General features: G+C 71.2%; 16 protein-coding genes and 2 tRNA genes. 12 read left to right on the top strand and 6 right to left on the bottom strand.

Annotated features, from left to right (window positions below; genetic code table 11):
* Window positions 1-65: 65 nt before the first annotated feature.
* The 5 genes from valS (at window position 66) to BMZ30_RS04025 (ending at window position 7,397) form a co-directional block, all read left to right on the top strand.
* Window positions 66-2,819: a valine--tRNA ligase gene (gene valS / locus BMZ30_RS04045; protein WP_093375757.1), complete on the top strand. Its 2,754-nt coding sequence runs from the start codon at window positions 66-68 to the stop codon at window positions 2,817-2,819.
* Window positions 2,820-2,834: 15 nt separating this feature from the next.
* Window positions 2,835-4,667: an AMP-dependent synthetase/ligase gene (locus BMZ30_RS04040; RefSeq protein WP_093375255.1), complete on the top strand. Its 1,833-nt coding sequence runs from the start codon at window positions 2,835-2,837 to the stop codon at window positions 4,665-4,667.
* A 201-nt stretch (window positions 4,668-4,868) separates the two neighbouring features.
* Entirely contained in the window at window positions 4,869-5,696 is an 828-nt protein-coding gene (locus BMZ30_RS04035) for an ABC transporter substrate-binding protein (protein ID WP_093375253.1), read from the top strand.
* A 4-nt stretch (window positions 5,697-5,700) separates the two neighbouring features.
* Window positions 5,701-6,654: an amino acid ABC transporter permease gene (locus BMZ30_RS04030; RefSeq protein WP_093375251.1), complete on the top strand. Its 954-nt coding sequence runs from the start codon at window positions 5,701-5,703 to the stop codon at window positions 6,652-6,654.
* The gene (locus BMZ30_RS04025; RefSeq protein WP_093375249.1) at window positions 6,651-7,397 is read left to right on the top strand and encodes an amino acid ABC transporter ATP-binding protein; all 747 of its coding nucleotides are present in this window, start codon (window positions 6,651-6,653) and stop codon (window positions 7,395-7,397) included. Before BMZ30_RS04030 ends, BMZ30_RS04025 begins: the two co-directional genes overlap by 4 nt.
* Before the next feature lie 62 nt (window positions 7,398-7,459).
* On the opposite strand, the gene BMZ30_RS04020 is transcribed toward BMZ30_RS04025, so the two are convergent.
* The 6 genes from BMZ30_RS04020 to tig all read right to left on the bottom strand — a co-directional run bounded on the left by BMZ30_RS04020 (window position 7,460) and on the right by tig (window position 13,458).
* Window positions 7,460-8,638, bottom strand: coding sequence for a baeRF2 domain-containing protein (locus tag BMZ30_RS04020; RefSeq protein WP_093375247.1), 1,179 nt, complete (start codon window positions 8,636-8,638; stop codon window positions 7,460-7,462).
* 155 nt (window positions 8,639-8,793) lie between these two features.
* The gene (locus BMZ30_RS04015) at window positions 8,794-9,126 is read right to left on the bottom strand and encodes a chorismate mutase (RefSeq protein ID WP_229828262.1); all 333 of its coding nucleotides are present in this window, start codon (window positions 9,124-9,126) and stop codon (window positions 8,794-8,796) included.
* Entirely contained in the window at window positions 9,119-10,387 is a 1,269-nt protein-coding gene (gene clpX, locus BMZ30_RS04010; RefSeq protein WP_093375245.1) for an ATP-dependent Clp protease ATP-binding subunit ClpX, read from the bottom strand. Before clpX ends, BMZ30_RS04015 begins: the two co-directional genes overlap by 8 nt.
* Before the next feature lie 149 nt (window positions 10,388-10,536).
* The gene (locus BMZ30_RS04005; RefSeq protein WP_093375243.1) at window positions 10,537-11,247 is read right to left on the bottom strand and encodes an ATP-dependent Clp protease proteolytic subunit; all 711 of its coding nucleotides are present in this window, start codon (window positions 11,245-11,247) and stop codon (window positions 10,537-10,539) included.
* A gap of 52 nt (window positions 11,248-11,299) precedes the next feature.
* A complete protein-coding gene (locus tag BMZ30_RS04000) occupies window positions 11,300-11,923 on the bottom strand; it encodes an ATP-dependent Clp protease proteolytic subunit (RefSeq protein WP_373296795.1) in 624 nt (207 codons plus the stop codon).
* Window positions 11,924-12,102: 179 nt separating this feature from the next.
* The gene (gene tig, locus BMZ30_RS03995; protein WP_177191266.1) at window positions 12,103-13,458 is read right to left on the bottom strand and encodes a trigger factor; all 1,356 of its coding nucleotides are present in this window, start codon (window positions 13,456-13,458) and stop codon (window positions 12,103-12,105) included.
* A 202-nt stretch (window positions 13,459-13,660) separates the two neighbouring features.
* Here tig and BMZ30_RS03990 point away from each other — a divergent pair.
* The 7 genes from BMZ30_RS03990 (at window position 13,661) to BMZ30_RS03960 (ending at window position 18,734) form a co-directional block, all read left to right on the top strand.
* A tRNA-Pro gene (locus BMZ30_RS03990) sits at window positions 13,661-13,734 on the top strand.
* Window positions 13,735-13,807: 73 nt separating this feature from the next.
* Window positions 13,808-13,878: transfer RNA gene (locus BMZ30_RS03985), tRNA-Gly, on the top strand.
* A 366-nt stretch (window positions 13,879-14,244) separates the two neighbouring features.
* The gene (gene cysK, locus BMZ30_RS03980) at window positions 14,245-15,180 is read left to right on the top strand and encodes a cysteine synthase A (protein WP_093375237.1); all 936 of its coding nucleotides are present in this window, start codon (window positions 14,245-14,247) and stop codon (window positions 15,178-15,180) included.
* Between the two features lie 89 nt (window positions 15,181-15,269).
* Entirely contained in the window at window positions 15,270-15,860 is a 591-nt protein-coding gene (gene epsC, locus BMZ30_RS03975; protein WP_093375235.1) for a serine O-acetyltransferase EpsC, read from the top strand.
* A 355-nt stretch (window positions 15,861-16,215) separates the two neighbouring features.
* Complete coding sequence (locus tag BMZ30_RS03970) at window positions 16,216-16,569, top strand: GntR family transcriptional regulator (RefSeq protein WP_093375233.1); 354 nt, start codon at window positions 16,216-16,218, stop codon at window positions 16,567-16,569.
* Complete coding sequence (locus BMZ30_RS03965) at window positions 16,566-17,555, top strand: hypothetical protein (protein WP_093375231.1); 990 nt, start codon at window positions 16,566-16,568, stop codon at window positions 17,553-17,555. Before BMZ30_RS03970 ends, BMZ30_RS03965 begins: the two co-directional genes overlap by 4 nt.
* 105 nt (window positions 17,556-17,660) lie before the next feature.
* Complete coding sequence (locus BMZ30_RS03960; protein ID WP_093375229.1) at window positions 17,661-18,734, top strand: LLM class F420-dependent oxidoreductase; 1,074 nt, start codon at window positions 17,661-17,663, stop codon at window positions 18,732-18,734.
* Window positions 18,735-18,761: the final 27 nt, after the last annotated feature.

Genomic DNA, 18,761 nt, shown 5'->3' with positions numbered 1-18,761 from the left:
GCGGGGACGCGCGGTGCACGGACCGCGCGCGCGGGCACCGCCGTCGATCTGGGAAGATGGGCGCCATGAGCACCTCGTCGACCCCCGAGCACGCGACCACCACCGACTCGACCTCCCCCGCGGCCAGCGCCGAGGTCGTCCGGGCGGTCGTCCGGGAGGTACCCGACAAGGTCAGCCTCGACGGGCTCGAGGCCGCGCTCGACGAGCGCTGGACCAGGGACGGCACGTACGCGTTCGACCGCTCCGCCACGCGCGAGCAGGTGTACTCGATCGACACGCCGCCGCCCACCGTCTCGGGCTCGCTGCACGTGGGGCACGTGTTCAGCTACACCCACACCGACGTCGTCGCGCGCTTTCAGCGCATGCGCGGCAAGTCCGTGTTCTACCCGATGGGCTGGGACGACAACGGCCTGCCGACCGAGCGCCGCGTGCAGAACTACTACGGCGTGCGCTGCGACCCGTCGCTGCCGTACGTCGAGGGGTACCAGCCCCCGCTCGAGGGCGCCGAGGGCAAGAGCGTGAAGGCAGCCGACCAGCAGCCGATCTCCCGCAAGAACTTCGTCGAGCTGTGCGAGCGCCTCACGGCCGAGGACGAGAAGCAGTTCGAGGCCCTCTGGCGCTACCTCGGCCTGAGCGTCGACTGGTCGCACCACTACCAGACCATCGGCAGGACGGCGCAGGCCACCGCGCAGACGGCGTTCCTGCGCAACCTCGCCCGTGGCGAGGCGTACCAGGCGGAGGCGCCGGGGCTGTGGGACGTCACGTTCCAGACCGCGGTCGCCCAGGCGGAGCTCGAGGCCCGCGACTACCCCGGGCACTTCCACAAGGTCAGCTTCCACCTCCCCGCGGGCACGGTGGGCGCCGACGGCGCGACGACGGTCGAGATCGAGACCACCCGCCCGGAGCTGCTCCCCGCGTGCGTCGCCCTGATCGCGCACCCGGACGACGAGCGCTACCAGCACCTGTTCGGCACGACCGTCCGCTCCCCCCTGTTCGACGTCGAGGTCCCCGTGCTCGCCCACCCGGCCGCCGAGCCGGACAAGGGCGCGGGCATCGCGATGTGCTGCACCTTCGGCGACCTGACCGACGTGCAGTGGTGGCGCGAGCTGCAGCTGCCGACTCGCTCGATCCTCAACCGCGACGGGCGCCTGACCCGCGAGGTCCCGGAGTGGCTCACCACGGACCGCGCCGTAGCGCTGTTCACCGAGATCACCGGCAAGACGACCTTCTCGGCGCGCGCCGCGATCGTCGACGCCCTGCGCGAGTCCGGCGACCTCGTCGGCGAGCCCGTCGCCACGCAGCGCAAGACGAACTTCTTCGAGAAGGGCGACAAGCCGCTCGAGATCGTCACGAGCCGCCAGTGGTACATCCGCAACGGTGGCCGGGCGATGCCGGGCCGTGAGCTGCGGGCGGAGCTGCTCGCCCGCGGCGAGGAGCTCGACTTCCACCCCGAGTTCATGCAGGTCCGCTACGAGAACTGGGTCGGCGGCCTGAACGGCGACTGGCTGGTCTCGCGCCAGCGCTTCTTCGGCGTCCCGATCCCCGTCTGGTACCCGGTCGACGGCGAGGGTCAGCCGCAGTGGGAGTCCCCGATCGTCCCCGACGAGGCCTCGCTCCCCATCGACCCGTCCTCGGACGTGCCGGCGGGGTACACGGAGGACCAGCGCGGCGTCGCCGGCGGCTTCGTGGGCGACCCCGACATCATGGACACGTGGGCGACGTCCTCGCTCACCCCCCAGATCGCCGGCGGCTGGTTGGCCGACCCGGACCTGTTCGAGCGCGTGTTCCCCATGGACCTGCGGCCCCAGGGCCAGGACATCATCCGCACGTGGCTGTTCTCGACCGTGGTCCGCTCGCACCTCGAGCACGGCTCGCTGCCGTGGCGCAACGCCGCGATCTCGGGCTGGATCCTCGACCCGGACCGCAAGAAGATGAGCAAGTCCAAGGGCAACGTGGTCACGCCCATGGGCCTGCTCGAGGAGCACGGGTCCGACGCCGTGCGCTACTGGGCGGCCTCCGCCCGCCTGGGCACGGACGCGGCCTTCGAGGTCGGCCAGATGAAGATCGGCCGCCGCCTGGCGATCAAGGTCCTCAACGCGTCCAAGTTCGCCCTGTCGTTCGCGGGCGACAAGGAGCTCGTGCTCGACCCGACGCTCGTGACCGAGCCGATCGACCGCGCGATGCTCGCCGGCCTCGCCGGTGTCGTCGACCGCGCGACGGCCGCGCTCGAGGCCTACGACCACACGCGCGCCCTCGAGGTGTCGGAGACGTTCTTCTGGACGTTCTGCGACGACTACCTCGAGCTCGTCAAGGACCGCGCCTACGGCGGGGGCGCCGACGACGTCGCTGCGGAGACGACGTCGGCTCGCGTCTCGCTCGCGCTGGCCCTCGACACGCTGCTGCGCCTGTTCGCGCCGGTGCTGCCGTTCGCGACCGAGGAGGTCTGGTCGTGGTGGCGGGACGGCTCGGTGCACCAGGCGGCGTGGCCCACCTCGGGTCAGCTGCGCGCTGCCGCCGCCGACGGCGACCCCGCCGTCCTCACGGCCGCCGGCAACGCCCTCGCCGTGCTCCGCAAGGTGAAGTCGGAGGCCAAGGCCTCGATGCGCACGCCGATCCTGCGTGCCGAGCTCGCGGTCCCGGCCGCCGACGTCGCCCGCATCGAGTCCGCTCTCGTCGACGTGCGTGGCGCGGGCCGCGTGACGGGTGACCTGATCCTCGCCCCGGCGGCCGACGGGCAGGGCGACTCGGCGGTCCAGGGCGGCATCGTCGTCACGGCAAGCGAGCTCGGCCAGCCCGAGCCCAAGACCCCGCGCGCCTGACGGGCAGCGGCTGCCGTGCACGAGGTCTCGACCCCCAGCGCCGTCGACGTCCCCGAGGGGAGCTCTGTCAACGACCTGCTGGCCGCTCGGGTGCGCGCGGCTGGCGGCTCGACGCTCCTCGAGCGCAAGACCACGCTCGGCGGCGACTGGGTGCCGATGACGGCCGAGGCGTTCGCGCGTGAGGTGCGAGCGGTGGCCAAGGGCTTCGTCGGGCTCGGGCTGAGGCCAGGCGAACGCGTCGCGATCATGGCTCACACGAGCTACGAGTGGATGGTGCTGGACTTCGCGGTGTGGGCTGCGGGCGGGGTGTCGGTGCCCGTCTACGAGACCAGCTCCGCGGAGCAGGTCGCGTGGATCTGCTCAGACTCGGGAGCGCGCTTCGCGGTCGTCGAGACCGCCGCGCACGAGTCGCTCGTCGCCGAGTCGCGCGCGGAGCTCCCGGCGCTCGAGACGTGCCTGGTCCTCGCGGCGGGCGCGCTCGACGCACTCAAGCGCGCGGGAGGCGCCGTCGAGGATGCCGACGTCGAGGCCCGCTCGCGCGCGGTCGCGGGCGACGACGTCGCGACGATCATCTACACGTCCGGGACCACGGGCCGCCCCAAGGGCGTCGAGCTCACCCACTGGGCGTTCGTGTCGATCACTCGCAACACGATGGCGACGTCGCTGCGTCCGATGGTGGAACCTCCAGCGGCGCGCACCCTGCTGTTCATGCCCCTCGCCCACGTGTTCGCGCGGTTCGTGCAGGTGCTGTGCGTGACGTCGGGAGCCGTCGTCGGGCACGTGCCCGACGCGAAGAACCTCGTGGCGGACCTGGGGACCTTCCAGCCCACGTTCCTGCTGGCCGTGCCTCGCGTGTTCGAGAAGGTCTACAACGCGTCCGAGCAGCGCGCGGGAACGGGCACGTCGCTGGCGGTGTTCCGGTGGGCGGCCAAGGTCTCGATCGCGGCGTCGCGCGCCCAGGACGGCGAAGGCCGACTCACGCCCGTGCTGCGCGTCCAGCACCGCGTGGCCGGTCTCCTGGTCTACCGCAAGCTGCGCGCGGCCATGGGCGGGGCGCTGCGCTACGCCATCTCCGGCGGCGCACCGCTGGGCACCCGGTTGGGGCACTTCTACCGCGGCATCGGTCTGACGGTCCTCGAGGGCTACGGGCTGACGGAGACCTCGGCACCCACGACCGTCAACGTGCCCGGCAACACGAAGATCGGGACGGTGGGCCCACCCGTCCCGGGCGCGTCCCTGCGCATCTCGGACGACGGCGAGATCCTCGTCCGGGGTGACCACGTGTTCCGCGGGTACCACGCCAACCCCGAGGCCACGGCCGAGGCGTTCGACGACGGCTGGTTCCGCACCGGGGACATCGGCACGCTCGACGAGGACGGCCACCTGCGGATCACCGGGCGCAAGAAGGAGCTCATCGTGACGGCCGGCGGCAAGAACGTCGCGCCGGCGGTGCTCGAGGACCGCTTCCGCGGTCACCCGCTGGTCAGCCAGTGCGTGGTGGTCGGGGACGGGAAGCCGTTCATCGGCGCGCTCGTGACCCTCGACGCAGAGATGCTTCCGGGCTGGCTCGCGACCCACGGGCTGCCCTCGATGGACGTCGCCGCCGCTGCCACCCACCCCACCGTGGTCGCCGCCCTCGACCGCGCGGCGGCGCGCGCGAACGCGGCGGTCTCCCGGGCGGAGTCGATCCGCAAGATCGCGGTCCTCACCACCGACTTCACCGAGGCGAACGGCTACCTCACCCCGTCGCTCAAGGTGAAGCGCAACCTCGTCCACCGCGACTTCGCGGCCGAGATCGAGGGCATCTACGCGCCCAGCGCGGACCCGGCGCGCCCCGCCGCGCCCTGAGCCCGGCGCTCAGCGTCCCGACCAGCGATCGCGTTGCCCGCGTCCGCCGTCTCTCCGTGCGCGTGGCCGCATCGGTGTTGACTGCCGCTATGGCACGGTTCACACGTGCGTCGCGTCACGTCAGGACCTTCGGACGCCGCCCACGACGCTCTGCATAGGTAGTATCTCCGAAGAATAAACATTCATCAGAGCGAGGACACCATGAAGATCTCCACGGCCGCCGCCGCCCTCATCGCCTCGGCACTGCTGCTCGCAGGCTGCTCGTCCGACGACGCCCCCGCCACCCCCGCAGGCACGTCGGCCTCGGGAGACGCGTCCTCGACCGAGGGCTCGGGCAGCTCCGCCGACGTCGAGCTCGTCGCAGGCGACACGCTCACGGTCTGCACCAACGCGCCGTTCGAGCCGTTCGAGTTCGAGGAGAACGGCGAGATCGTCGGTTTCGACATGGATATCACCGGTGAGGTCGCCAAGGACCTCGGCGTCGACCAGGAGGTCATCAACGTGGCCTTCGACGCGATGGAGTCGGGCGCCGCCCTCACCTCGGGGCAGTGCGACATCGCCGCGGCCGGCATCTCCATCAACGACGAGCGCGCGCAGAACGTCGACTTCTCCGAGCCCTACTTCGACGCCGACCTGGGCCTCCTCGCCGCGGCCGATGCCGCTCTGACGTCCGAGGACGCGCTCGCCGGCAAGACCGTCGCCGTGCAGATCGCGACGGTCGGCGAGGACTGGGCCGAGGCCAAGGGTCTCGAGGCGATCCAGTACGCCGACCTCGGGCTGCAGGTCCAGGCGCTCAAGACCGGCCAGGTGGACGCCGTCATCAACGACGTGTTCGTGCTCGGCGCCTACGAGGGCGACGGCTTCGGCGTGACCGCGACGTTCCCCACCGAGGACCGTTATGGCCTCGCCGTCGCCAAGGGCAACACGGCGCTGCTGGAGGCCATCAACGCGACGCTCGACCGCATCGAGGGCGACGGCACCTACGACACGCTCTACGAGGCGCGCATCGGCGTCGCCCACGAGGGCTGACCCGATGACCGACTCCCGCGACAGCAGCGGCGTGCCCCTCGGGCGCGCAGACACCAGCGGCCTCCGCGGCGCTCCGGACGCTGACCCGTCAGCGACCGACCGCACGCCGGGGACCTCGGGCGGCGCGGCTGGCGCGGGAGTCTCCCCCGTCGTCCGCAGCCGGCGCCTGAGCCCGCGCAGGCGCGCGCGCCTCTGGCGCGGCGTGCAGTACGCGATCCTCCTCGTCGCCGTCGTCGCCGTCCTGAGCGCCGTCGACCGCGAGACCTTCACGACGAGCGTCTTCAACCTCGATGCCGCGCGCGCGATGCTCCCCGACCTGCCCGGCGCGTTCGTGAACACCCTCACGTACATGCTGGGTGCCTTCGCCGTCGGCCTCGTGCTGGGCACGGTGCTCGCGCTCATGAAGCTGTCCTCGGTCGCCCCGTACCGGGCGATCGCGACCGTGTACATCGAGTTCTTCCGCGGCATCCCGGCGCTGCTGGTCGTGCTCGGCGTCGCCTACGGCGTGCCGCTCGCGTTCGACCTGCGGATCGACAGCCTGATCATCAAGATCGCGATCGCGCTCGGGCTGGTGTCCGCGGCATACATCGCCGAGACGCTCCGCGCCGGCATCGCCGCCGTGCCGCGCGGTCAGATCGAGGCCGCACGCTCGCTCGGCATGTCGCACAGCCGCACGATGATCACTGTCGTCATCCCGCAGGCCTTCCGGATCGTGCTGCCGCCGATGACCAACGAGATCATCCTGCTCACCAAGGACACCTCGCTCGTCTACCTCATGGGCGTCACCCAGGCGCAGTTCGAGCTCACCAAGGTCGGCAACAACGCCCTGAACTCCTCGGCTGGCGGCGGCATGACCGGCCTCGTCGTGGCGGGCCTGTGCTACCTGGTCATCACCATCCCGCTCGGATTTGTCGCTCGGCACCTCGAGCGTCGTGGCACGAAGGGAGCGGCCGCATGAACGCCGTCGTCGAGATCACCGACCTGCACAAGTCCTTCGGCCCGCGCGAGGTGCTCCGCGGTGTGGACCTCACGGTCGCACCGGGCGAGGTCGTGTGCGTGATCGGGCCGTCCGGCTCGGGCAAGTCCACCCTGCTGCGCTGCGTGAACCAGCTGGAGCACGCGACCGCAGGCTCGGTGCGCGTGCTCGGCACCGAGATCAACGACCCGGACGTCGACATCGACGCCGTGCGCCAGCACGTGGGCATGGTGTTCCAGTCGTTCAACCTCTTCACCCACCAGACCGTGCTCGAGAACTGCACCGTCGCCCAGCGCAAGGTCCTGCGCCGCTCGAAGGCCGAGGCCGAGAAGGTGGCACTCGAGAACCTCGCCCGGGTGGGCCTTGCCGACCGTGCCGGCGCGACGCCGAGCCAGCTCTCGGGCGGACAGCAGCAGCGGGTCGCGATCGCGCGTGCCCTGAGCATGGACCCGGCGCTGATGCTGTTCGACGAGCCGACCTCCGCGCTCGACCCGGAGCTCGTCGGTGAGGTGCTCGCCGTCATGCGTGAGCTCGCCGAGGGCGGCATGACCATGATCGTGGTGACGCACGAGATGGCGTTCGCGCGCGACGTCGCCGACCGCGTGGTGTTCATGGACGGGGGCACGATCCTCGAGGAAGGGCCGGCCGACCAGGTGATCGGGACCCCTCGGGAACCCCGCACGCGCGAGTTCCTCGACCGGGTGCTCGACCCGACGCACCGCTGACCTCAGCGGCGGCGGCCCGTGCCGAGCACCGGCGTGGCGCTCGGCACGGTCCGCCTCGCTCGTCAGCCGTGGGCCGAGAGCCGCCCCGCGTCGCTCGAAAGGCTCGGGGCGGACTCGTGCGGCGTGCTCGGGTCCGACCACCGCAGCACGGCCCCGACGCCGTCCCTGAGGTCCACGGCGCCGTCCGGGGCGAAGGTCAGACCCGCATCCTGGCCGAGGGCCGCCCGGACGAGCGCGATCGACGCCGGCATCTGCCGCAGGTCCGTCAGCCCCATCGCGCTCAGCGTGGCCTCGTCGAGAGCCAGGTGCAGCGGCTCGGGCCCCACCCACAGCGCGGGCTCGGGCTCGGCGGTCCGCGCGGCGTCCTCGGCCAGCACGAGCTCGGCGACCTGTCCCTTGGTGAGCACCTCGACGACGTCGGTGAGCGAGGTCACCGCGCCGTCCTGGCGCCCGTGGCCCTCCCGGTAGCGCGCCAGGACCTTCTCGCGGCGGCGCGCCCGGAAGTCGTCGAGCGCCGCCGTGACGTGCGTGTCGAAGGCGTCCTCGTGAGCCCCAGCGCCCCGGCTGCCGCCGGGCACCTCGATTACGCACGCGCACGCCTTCTGGCCGAGCTCACCCTTGACGAGCGCGACGGCGCGCACGTCGCCGGTGAGGATGATGACCTCCGGCGCCTCGCTCGCGCAGAGTCGGTCGAGCTCCTGCGCGACAGCCTCAGCGTTGCGCTCCCACGAGTCGTGCTGGCGCGCCTCCCCGCGGCTCTGACCGGGACCGGTCTGGGTGACCTCGACGTCGTCGTGGCCGCCCTCGACGGTCGCATGCCAGTCGCCGTCGGCGGAGCCCCAGTGATGGCGGACGAGATCGGCGCCGCTGCGGTCGACGCGCGCGATGATGTGGTCGACGACCTCGTCGTTGTGCAGCGCGGCCGGAAGCAGCGCGGGGACAGGCCCGTGCACCGCCGACGACGACGTCGGCGCGGCCATGAGGGTGCGGTCGACGAGGATTCCCTGCGGGTTCGCGATGACGACGCGTCCCCGTGCGCGGCCGGTGGGGGGCGTCAACGCCTCCTCGATGAGGTCGAGCGTCGCCTCGGGCGTTCCCTCGCCGGCGAGCTGGCGGCGGAGACCGCGCCAGCGATCACGCGCTTCTCGAGCGGCTGGCTCACCCTCTCCTGTCACATCGAGATGCACGGTCGTGAACGGCGCTTCCTGGCCGAGGAGCGGACGGAGCCAATCAATCTTCACGCGAGACCACCTCATGACGTCGGCTGTGGCGGCGCTGCCGCCGGGTCCCTCCCTACCCTGCTACGCGGTGGGGGTTCCTGCAATGGATAGCGACGGCACCCGCCACGCGGCGGTCGGGGCCACGAGGTGACCGGGCGAAGACGTGCGGCCGCTGCTCAGGAGTAGATGTCGAGGACCGGGGCTTCGCCGTCGCGCTCCGCGGCGATCGCCTCGTGCCTGCGGATCACCTCGCTCACGATGAACGCCCGCAGGGCCTCGGCGAACACGGGGTCCAGGCCGGCGGTCTGAGCGATGCCCGCCAGGCGCTCGATCTGCTGGCCCTCGCGCTCGAGGTCCGCGGGAGGCAGGCCACCGGTGGCCTTCAGCTGCCCGACGCGCTCGGTGCACCGGAACCGCTCCGCCAGCATGTAGATGAGGGCGGCGTCGATGTTGTCGATGCTCTCGCGCAGCTGGAGGATCTCCGCGGGCACCCGGGGCGCGTCAGGCACTCTTCTCGCGCTGCTCGGGGGCGCGCTCGACCATCGTCACGGGGGCGTCCTCCAGGACGACCGCCCGGGTCACGACGACGCGCTCGACGTCCTCGCGGCTGGGGATCTCGAACATGACCGGCTGCAGCACCTCTTCGAGGATCGCGCGCAGGCCGCGCGCCCCCGTCTTGCGCTCGAGCGCTTTCTCGGCGATCGCCGTCAGGGCGTCGCTCGAGAACTCGAGGTCCACGCCGTCGATCTCGAACATGCGCTGGTACTGCTTGACCAGGGCGTTGCGAGGCTCGGTGAGGATCCGCACGAGCGCGTCCTCGTCGAGCTTCGACACGGACGTCACGACGGGCAGGCGACCGATGAACTCGGGAATCAGCCCGAACTTCACCAGGTCCTCGGGCCGGACCTCCGCGAAGAGGTCGACGTCGTCGTCGGACTCCATGGGAGCCCCGAAGCCGACGCCGCGCTTGCGTGAGCGCTCGGCCACGAGGTCGTCGAGGCCGGCGAAGGCGCCGGCGACGATGAACAGGACGTTCGAGGTGTCGATCTGGATGAACTCTTGGTGCGGGTGCTTGCGTCCACCCTGCGGCGGCACCGAGGCGACCGTGCCCTCGATGATCTTCAGGAGCGCCTGCTGCACGCCCTCACCCGAGACGTCGCGCGTGATCGACGGGTTCTCGCTCTTGCGGGCGATCTTGTCGACCTCGTCGATGTAGATGATGCCGGTCTCGGCCTTCTTGACGTCGAAGTCCGCGGCCTGGATCAGCTTGAGGAGGATGTTCTCGACGTCCTCGCCGACGTAGCCGGCCTCCGTCAGCGCGGTCGCGTCGGCGATCGCGAACGGCACGTTGAGCATCTTCGCGAGGGTCTGCGCGAGGTACGTCTTGCCGGTGCCGGTCGGGCCGATCAGCAGGATGTTGGACTTGGCGATCTCGACCTGGTCCGCGTCGTCCGAGGTCGGCTTGCCGGTGTGCCCCGACTGGATGCGCTTGTAGTGGTTGTAGACCGCGACGGCCAGGGCGCGCTTGGCGAGGTCCTGACCCACGATGTACTGCTCGAGGAAGTCGAAGATCGCCCGCGGCTTGGGGAGCTCGACCATGCCGAGCTCGCTGGTCTCGGAGAGCTCTTCCTCGATGATCTCGTTGCACAGCTCGATGCACTCGTCGCAGATGTAGACCCCGGGGCCCGCGATGAGCTTCTTGACCTGCTTCTGCGACTTGCCGCAGAAGGAGCACTTGAGCAGGTCGGCGCCGTCTCCGATCCGTGCCACTGTTGTTCCCCTTCCACTGCCTGTCGGCGGTACCCCGCGCGCTGAGCGCGGTCGATCGACCGCTCCGTGCTGTCCATTCCACACCACCGTAGCCCGGATGTCTGTCACGACGCTCCGGGCCACGGCGGCGGGTCAGCCGTGCGGGCTCGTCACGAGGCCGGGAGGACCTTCGGCTTGCGGCTCTCGAGGACCTGGTCGACGATCCCGTAGTCGAGGGCCTGGGCCGCCGACAGGATCTTGTCGCGCTCGATGTCCTTGCGGACCTGCTCGACGTCGCGGCCGGTGTGCGAGGCCAGCGTGGCCTCGAGCCACTCGCGCATCCGGATGAGCTCGTTGGCGTGGATCTCGATGTCGGAGGCCTGGGCGTAGCCGCCGCCCTCCATCGCCGGCTGGTGGATCAGCACGCGCGCGTTCGGCAGCGCCAGGCGCTTGCCCGGCTGACCCGCCGCGAGCAGCACGGCGGCCGCTGAGGCAGCCTGGCCGAGGCACACGGTGGAGACCTGCGACTTGATGTACTGCATCGTGTCGTAGATCGCCGTCATCGCCGTGAACGAGCCGCCGGGCGAGTTGATGTACATGACGATGTCGCGGTCGGGGTCCTGGCTCTCGAGCACGAGGAGCTGGGCCATGACGTCGTCGGCCGAGGCGTCGTCCACCTGCACGCCGAGGAAGATGATGCGGTCCTCGAACAGCTTGGTGTACGGGTCCTGGCGCTTGAAGCCGTAGGGGGTGCGCTCCTCGAAGTTCGGCAGGACGTAGCGCGCCGACGGTCCGGCGGGCGCCGTGCCACCGGCGAGGGCGCCGGCATAGGGCCCAGCGAGGCGCTGGGCGGTGTTGAGGTACTGGGACTCGATGCTCATCACTGGCTCCTGAGAAGTCTGGTGTCCGGGAGGGCTGGGCGGGGTTGCGGGCTCAGGAGCCCGTGGTGCCGCCGCCGCCGGCGACGGAGCCCGCGTGGGTGACGACGTGGTCGATGAACCCGTACTCGAGGGCCTCGGGCGCGGTGAACCAGCGGTCGCGGTCGGAGTCCGTGTGGATCTGCTCGACCGTCTTGCCGGTCTGCTCGGCGATCAGCTCGGCGAGCACGCGCTTCATGTGCAGGATCAGCTCCGCGTTGATGCGGACGTCCGTCGCGGTGCCGCCGATGCCGCCCGAGGGCTGGTGCATCATGACGCGCGCGTGGGGCGTGGCGTAACGCTTGCCCTTGGTTCCGGAGGAGAGCAGGAACTGCCCCATCGAGGCCGCCATGCCCATCGCGACCGTGGCGACGTCGGGCTGGATGAACTGCATCGTGTCGTAGATCGCCATGCCCGCCGTGATCGAGCCACCGGGCGAGTTGATGTAGAGGTAGATGTCCTTGTCAGGGTCCTCGGCCGCAAGCAGCATCATCTGCGCGCAGATGGCGTTCGCGTTCTCGTCGCGCACCTCGGACCCGAGCCAGATGATGCGCTCCTTGAGGAGCCGGTTGTAGATGCTGTCGTTCAGCCCCAGGCCCGCGACATCACCACGTGCCGCCATGGGCATCTGCTCGTTCACGCTCATCTCCCTCGTCGATGATCAACTGTCCCGACCCTAACGCGCACGCACCCGGTGTCCTGCCCGGGCGGAGGCGCGTTTCGCTGTCGGCGCACCGGGGACGTCACGCACGACGCGTTCCCGGTACGCCGACGGCCGCCCCGCGGGTGCGGGACGGCCGTCGTCGGGTGCTGTCAGGCTCAGGCCTGCTCGTCGTTCTCCGCAGCCTCGGCGGCGGCGACCTCGGCGGCGTCGCTCGCGTCCGCGGCGGCGTCCTCCTCGTCGGTGCCGACGAACTCCGACAGGTCGACGGCGTTGCCCGCGGCGTCCTTGACCTCGACGCGGCGCAGCGCGACGGCGAGCGCCTTGGAGCGCGCGACCTCGGCGACGACGGACGGGATCTGGCCGGACTCGTCGAGCGTCTTGATGAACTCGTTCGGGTCCATGCCGTACTGGCGCGAGGCGTTCAGCAGGTAGTCGAGGAGCTCGGACTGGCCGACCTTGACCTCGAGCTGCTCGGCCAGGGTGTCGAGCAGGATCTGGTTCTTGACAGCGACCGTAGCCTCCTCGGTGACCTCGGTGCGGTGCTCGTCGTCCTCGAGGCGGTTCTCCGACTCGAGGTGGCGGTGCACCTCGGCGTCGACGACGCCGCTCGGGACCGGGACGTCGACGGCAGCCTTGAGCGCGTCGAGCAGGGCGTCGCGCGCCTGCACGGCACGGTTGGAGCCCTTGGCGCTCTCGACCTGCGTACGCAGGTCCGCCTTGAGCTCGTCGAGCGTGTCGAATTCGCTCGCCATCTGCGCGAAGTCGTCGTCCGCGGTCGGCAGGTCGCGCTGCTTGACCGAGGTGACGGTCACGGAGATCGTGGCGTCCTTGCCCTCGTGCTCGCCGCCGGCCAGGGCCGAGGTGAACGTCGAGGACTCGCCAGCAGAAAGGCCCGTGAGAGCCTCGTCGATGCCCTCGAGCATGTTGCCCGAGCCGATCTGGTAGCTCGTGCCGGAGACCGAGTCGATCTCCTCGTCCTCGATCTTCGCCGTCATGTCGATCACGACGAAGTCGCCGTCGGCCGCGGGGCGGTCGACGCCCACGAGCGAGCCGAAGCGCTCCCGCAACGCCTCGAGGCGCTGCTCGACGTCCTCGTCCGAGACCTCGACGTCGTCCACGGTCACCGAGAGCGACTCGAGCGCGGGGATGTCGAGCTCAGGGCGGACCTCGACCTCGGCGGTGAAGTGCAGCTCACCGGCGGTGTCGGTGGGGTCCGGCACCTTCGTGACCTCGACCTGCGGCTGCCCCAGGGGGCGCAGCTCGTTCTCGCGCACGGCCTGCGTGTAGAAGCTCGGAAGGCCCTCGTTGATCGCGTGCTCGAGCACGGCACCGCGGCCGACGCGCTGGTCGATGATGCGCGCAGGCACCTTTCCCTTGCGGAAGCCGGGGATCGAGATGTCCTGAGCGATGTGCTCGTAGGCGTGATCGATGCTCGGCTTGAGCTCGTCGTACGCCACCTCGACGGTCAGCTTGACCTTGGTGGGCTCCAGGTTCTCGACGGCGCTCTTCACGTTCGATGGTCTCCAACTGTTCGCAGGGGGTCCGGCGGACGGCGTGCGTCCGGCGGGCGTGACCCGGTGGCCACGGGAGTTCAGGGACTGGCACGCCACGAGGCGCGCGAGTAACCCGTCGATCGTACGGCATGGGCGGATCACGGGCCCACCGCCGCGGTCGCCTACACTCGGTGAGGCGCCAGCGAGGTCTGCTGGCCCACGGGGTGTGGCGCAGGTTGGTAGCGCGTCCGGTTTGGGACCGGAAGGTCGCAGGTTCGAATCCTGTCACCCCGACTCTTCCCCTGGTTCGTGACGCCCCGCGTCACTTGCTAAGGTGTGGGCGCTGGTCCGCCGCTCGCGGACCTGTGCGGATGTAGCTCAATGGTAGAGCCTCAGTCTTCCAAACTGATTACGCGGGTTCGATTCCCGTCATCCGCTCCCTGAGATCCACGGATCTGTCGTCGCCCGTCGCTGCCGCGTGCAGTATGGTGACGGCCGTGCGCACCTGAGCGCACCCAGTCGAGGAGAGGATCAGCGATGCGCCACGTGCCCGCTTCCCACCTCGGCTGTTGTTGTCTCTAGAGCGGTGCCGCAGGCGTGCGCCTGCTCCGAGCATCGCTCCTCGCCCCCGACGCCGGTGGGAAGAGACGACCAGGTGGATCACGGAAGAATCCGGCCCCCATCCTCGTTAGCCCTCCGGCAGCCCCTCCCAGCGAGGTGGCGCCGCGTGCCGAGCCGGCCCGGGTGCCTCCTCGCGGACGCAGCACCCGCCCGGCACACCCACGAGAGAAGAGGGACCATTCCATGGCTCACATCGCAGACGACGTCACGAAGCTCGTCGGCAACACCCCGCTCGTCCGGCTCAACCGTCTGACCGAGGGCGTCGGCGCGACCGTCGTCGCCAAGCTCGAGTTCTACAACCCGGCGAACTCCGTCAAGGACCGCATCGGCGTCGCGATCGTCGACGCGGCGGAGGCCGCGGGCGCGCTCAAGCCCGGCGGGACGATCGTCGAGGCGACGTCGGGCAACACCGGCATCGCGCTCGCCATGGTCGGCGCGGCGCGGGGCTACGACGTCGTGCTGACGATGCCCGAGACCATGTCGAAGGAGCGCCGTGCGCTGCTGCGCGCGTTCGGTGCCGAGCTCATCCTCACCCCCGGCTCCGGCGGGATGAAGGGCGCTGTCGACAAGGCGAACGAGATCGCCGCCGAGCGCGACGGGGCGATCCTCGCGCGGCAGTTCGCCAACGAGGCCAACGCTGAGATCCACCGCCGCACCACGGCCGAGGAGATCTGGAACGACACCGACGGCAAGGTGGACATCTTTGTCGCCGGCATCGGCACGGGCGGCACCATCACCGGCGTCGGCCAGGTCCTCAAGGAGCGCAAGCCCGACGTGCAGATCATCGCGGTGGAGCCGGAGGAGTCCGCGATCCTCAACGGCGGCGCGCCCGGCCCCCACAAGATTCAGGGCCTCGGCGCGAACTTCGTCCCCGAGATCCTCGACACGTCCGTCTACACCGAGGTGTTCGACGTGAACGCGGAGACCTCGGTCGAGGTTGCGCGCCGCGCCGCCAAGGAGGAGGGCCTGCTCGTCGGCATCTCCTCCGGCGCTGCGATCCACGCCGCGCTCGAGGTCGGCAAGCGCCCCGAGAACGAGGGCAAGCTCATCGTCGTCGTCGTCCCGTCGTTCGGTGAGCGCTACCTGTCCTCGATCCTCTACGCGGACCTGCTCGACTGATCGACCGCGGGCGGGCGGCGCCGCAGCGTCGTCCGCCCGCACCCGCCGTCCCTGCTCCCCCGGTCCCCCGGGGCAGATCCGAGGTGTGCATGTCACTGCTCCACCGCGCGCTCGTCGTCCTCCGCGAGGACCTCGAGGCGGCCCGCAGCCAGGACCCCGCCGCGAGGTCCTCGCTCGAGGTCGCGCTCGCTTACCCCGGCGTGCACGCCCTGTGGGCGCACCGGCTGACCCACCGGATGTGGCACACCCCGCTGCTGCGCCTGCCCGCGCGGCTGATCTCGCAGGCCACGCGCGCCGCGACGGGGATCGAGATCCACCCCGGCGCCGTGCTCGGGCGTCGACTGTTCATCGACCACGGCATGGGCGTCGTGATCGGGCAGACGGCGGTCGTGGGCGACGACGTCGTGCTGTTCCACAACGTCACCCTCGGCGGCCGTTCGATGACACACGGCAAGCGCCATCCCACCGTGGGCGACCGGGTCGTCCTCGGCGCCGGCGCCAAGGTGCTCGGCCCCGTGTGGATCGGTGACGACGCGCAGATCGGCGCGAACGCCGTCGTCGTCAAGGACGTGCCCGCCGGCGCGGTCGCCGTGGGCGTCCCCGCGCAGGTCCGCGAGCGCGCACCCAAGGCGGTCCGCCCGGTCGAGGACCCGGCGGAGCTCATCGAGTACGTCATCTAGCCTCGCGGCTCCTCCCGCCACGAGGCCATCCCGGCTGCCCGGGCACCCGAGCTGCTCGGGCACCCGGGCTGCTTGCCGCTCAGGTGGCCCGGCGCCTGCGCCTGCGCCTCCCCCGGTACCTACGGACGACCGGACCCGACCGCGACTTCGTCAGCTCGACCGCGACTTCGTCAGTTCGAAGTCACGAAGTCGCGGTCGAAGTGACGAAGTCGCGGCCTCGCCGGCTCAGCGGCGCGGTTGGCCGGGCGGCGCAGCGGCGCGGTTGGCCGGGCGGGCGGCCCCGCAGCGCGGTCGACCGGCCGGTCCAGTCCTGAGCAACTTGTTCTAGTTGCCATAGAACTAGTATGGTCATCGCATGATCTTCCGCGTCGATCCCCACGCCCCCGAGCCGCTGTTCGAGCAACTCGGCACCCAGGTGCGCGCGGCCGTCACAGCGGGCGCGCTCGTCACCGGCGACCGCTTGCCCGCCGCCCGCGCGCTCGCCGAGTCGCTCGACATCAACGTCCACACCGTCCTGCACGCCTACCAGTCCCTGCGCGACGACGGTCTGATCGAACTGCGGCGCGGCCGCGGCGCCGTCGTCAGCGCCCCGCCCGCCCCCGCGCTCGACGAGCTCCGCGCGGCGATCGACGTCGTCGTCGACCGCGCACGCACGCTCGGCGTCCCCCCGACCACCACCCTCACCCTGCTCAAGGAGGCTCTGCGATGAGCTCGAACTCCGTACCCACCCGCCCGTCCGTCCCGCACCGCGGGATCACCACCCTCCTCGCCCTGGTCGCGCCGACCGCCGTGCTCACGGCCGCCGCGGCGCTCACGTGGTCCTGGCGGGAGGATCTGCCCGACCCGGTCGCGGTCCACTGGGGCACCGGCGAGGGTCCCGACGGCTTCGCCTCCCTGACCTCGTCTCTGGCGACGATGGCGATCATCGGCGTCCTGCTGGCCGTGATGTTCTGGGCGATCGGCTTCTGGTGGGGGCAGCTCGCCTCGACCCGGCGCCTGTCCGCCGGTGCGAGCGTCGGCATGAGCGCGTTCGTCGCCGGCCTGCAGCTCGGCTCGCTCGACATGCAGCGCGGTCTGACGGACGCCGCGGACGCCGGAGGTGTCGGAGCCGTCCTGGCGATCGCGACGCTCGCAGCGCTCGTCGTCGGCATCGGGGCCGCGCTGCTCGTCCCGGGCGATCGCCCGACGGCAGCCACGAGCAGCGTGCCCGACGACGCACCCCGCGCCGCCCTCGGCGCCAGCGAGCGGGCGGTGTGGATCGCGACGATCGCCGGGGGCCCCGGGGTGTGGATCGGCGCGAGCTCGATCCTTGTGACGGGCGTGCTCGCCGTCGTGACGCGCGAGTGGTGGCTGCTGGTCATCCCCGCGCTGCTGCTCGCGCTGTTTGCCGGGATGCTTGCCTGGACCGTGCGCGTCGACTCCCGCGGCGTGCACGTCCGATCCGCTCTCGGATGGCCGCGGACGCATGTGCCGCTCGCGAGCATCGAGGAGGCCTCCGCACGCGACGTCGCCCCGTTCCGGGAGTTCGGCGGCTTCGGCTGGCGCACCGGACGCGACGGCTCGCTCGGCATCGTGGTCCGTCACGGCGAGGGCTTGGAGGTCGTGCACTCGGGCGGCAAGCGCCTGGTCGTGACGATCGACGACGCCGGCTCGGGGGCCGCGCTGCTCAACACGCTGGCTGCGCGCGCACGCTAGCCACGCAGTATCTAGGACGGTCCGTTTCAGGTACGTTGTCCTTGCCCTCCGACGCCCGACGTCGGCCCCGCGGCCCCGGCCGCCCCTCAACGACGAGGAGCTCACATGCGCATCGGCCTTCACACCGGCTACTGGACCGCGGGGCCCCCGGCCGGCGTCGCGGACGCCGTCGTCCTGGCGGACCAGGCCGGTCTCGACTCCGTCTGGACGGCCGAGGCGTACGGCTCTGACGCGTTCACGCCGCTCGCCTGGTGGGGCGCGCGCACCCATCAGATCCGCCTGGGCACCGCCGTCGCGCAGATGTACGCCCGGACCCCTACGGCCACGGCCATGGCCGCGATCACCCTCGACCACCTCTCCGGCGGCCGCTTCATCCTCGGGCTGGGCGCGTCCGGCCCACAGGTCGTCGAGGGCTGGTACGGCCAGCCGTACCGCCGCCCGCTGGCGCGCACGCGTGAGTACGTCGACATCGTGAGGCAGGTGTTCGCCCGCGAGCGCCCCGTGTCGTTCGACGGCGACTTCTTCCAGCTGCCCCTGGCCGAGCCCGACGACGCGGTTCGCAGCGACACGACGCCGATGGGCCTGGGCCGTGCCCTGCGCCCCACGGTGCATCCGCTGCGTCGCGACCTGCCAATCCACCTCGCCGCCGAGGGCCCGAAGAACATCGCGCTGTCCGCGGAGATCGCGGACGGCTGGCTGCCGATGTTCTACGCGCCGCGCCTCGACAGCGAGTTCTGCGGCTTGCTCGAGGACGGCTTCGCGAAGCGCTCGGACGAGCGCCTGCCCCGGGACCAGTTCGAGATCTCGGCGACCGTGCCGGTGGTGGTGCGCGACGACGTCGAGGAGGCCGCCGACGCTGTCCGGCCGTTCTTCGCGCTGTACATCGGCGGCATGGGCGCCAAGGGCGCGAACTTCCACCTCGAGGCCGTCGCCCGCCTGGGCTACCGCGAGGTGTGCGACGACGTCCAGCGCCTCTATCTCGAGGGCCGCAAGGAGGATGCCGCCCGGGCGATCCCGACCGAGCTCGTCCAGGACGTCGCGCTCGTCGGCACGCTCGACGACGTCGCCCGGGGCATGGCCGCGTGGGAGCAGACGGCGGTCACGACCATGGTCCTGCAGGCCGACCAGGCAACACTATTGGCCTTGGCGTCGAGCCCGCTCCTGGCGCAGGCTGGGTGACGACCCGCCGCGCGGGCTCCCCCAGCC

The sequence above is a fragment of the Flavimobilis marinus genome, assembly GCF_900113055.1.
Taxonomy (GTDB): Bacteria; Actinomycetota; Actinomycetes; order Actinomycetales; family Cellulomonadaceae; genus Flavimobilis; species Flavimobilis marinus.
This window is presented reverse-complemented; position numbering and strand designations above follow the sequence as displayed.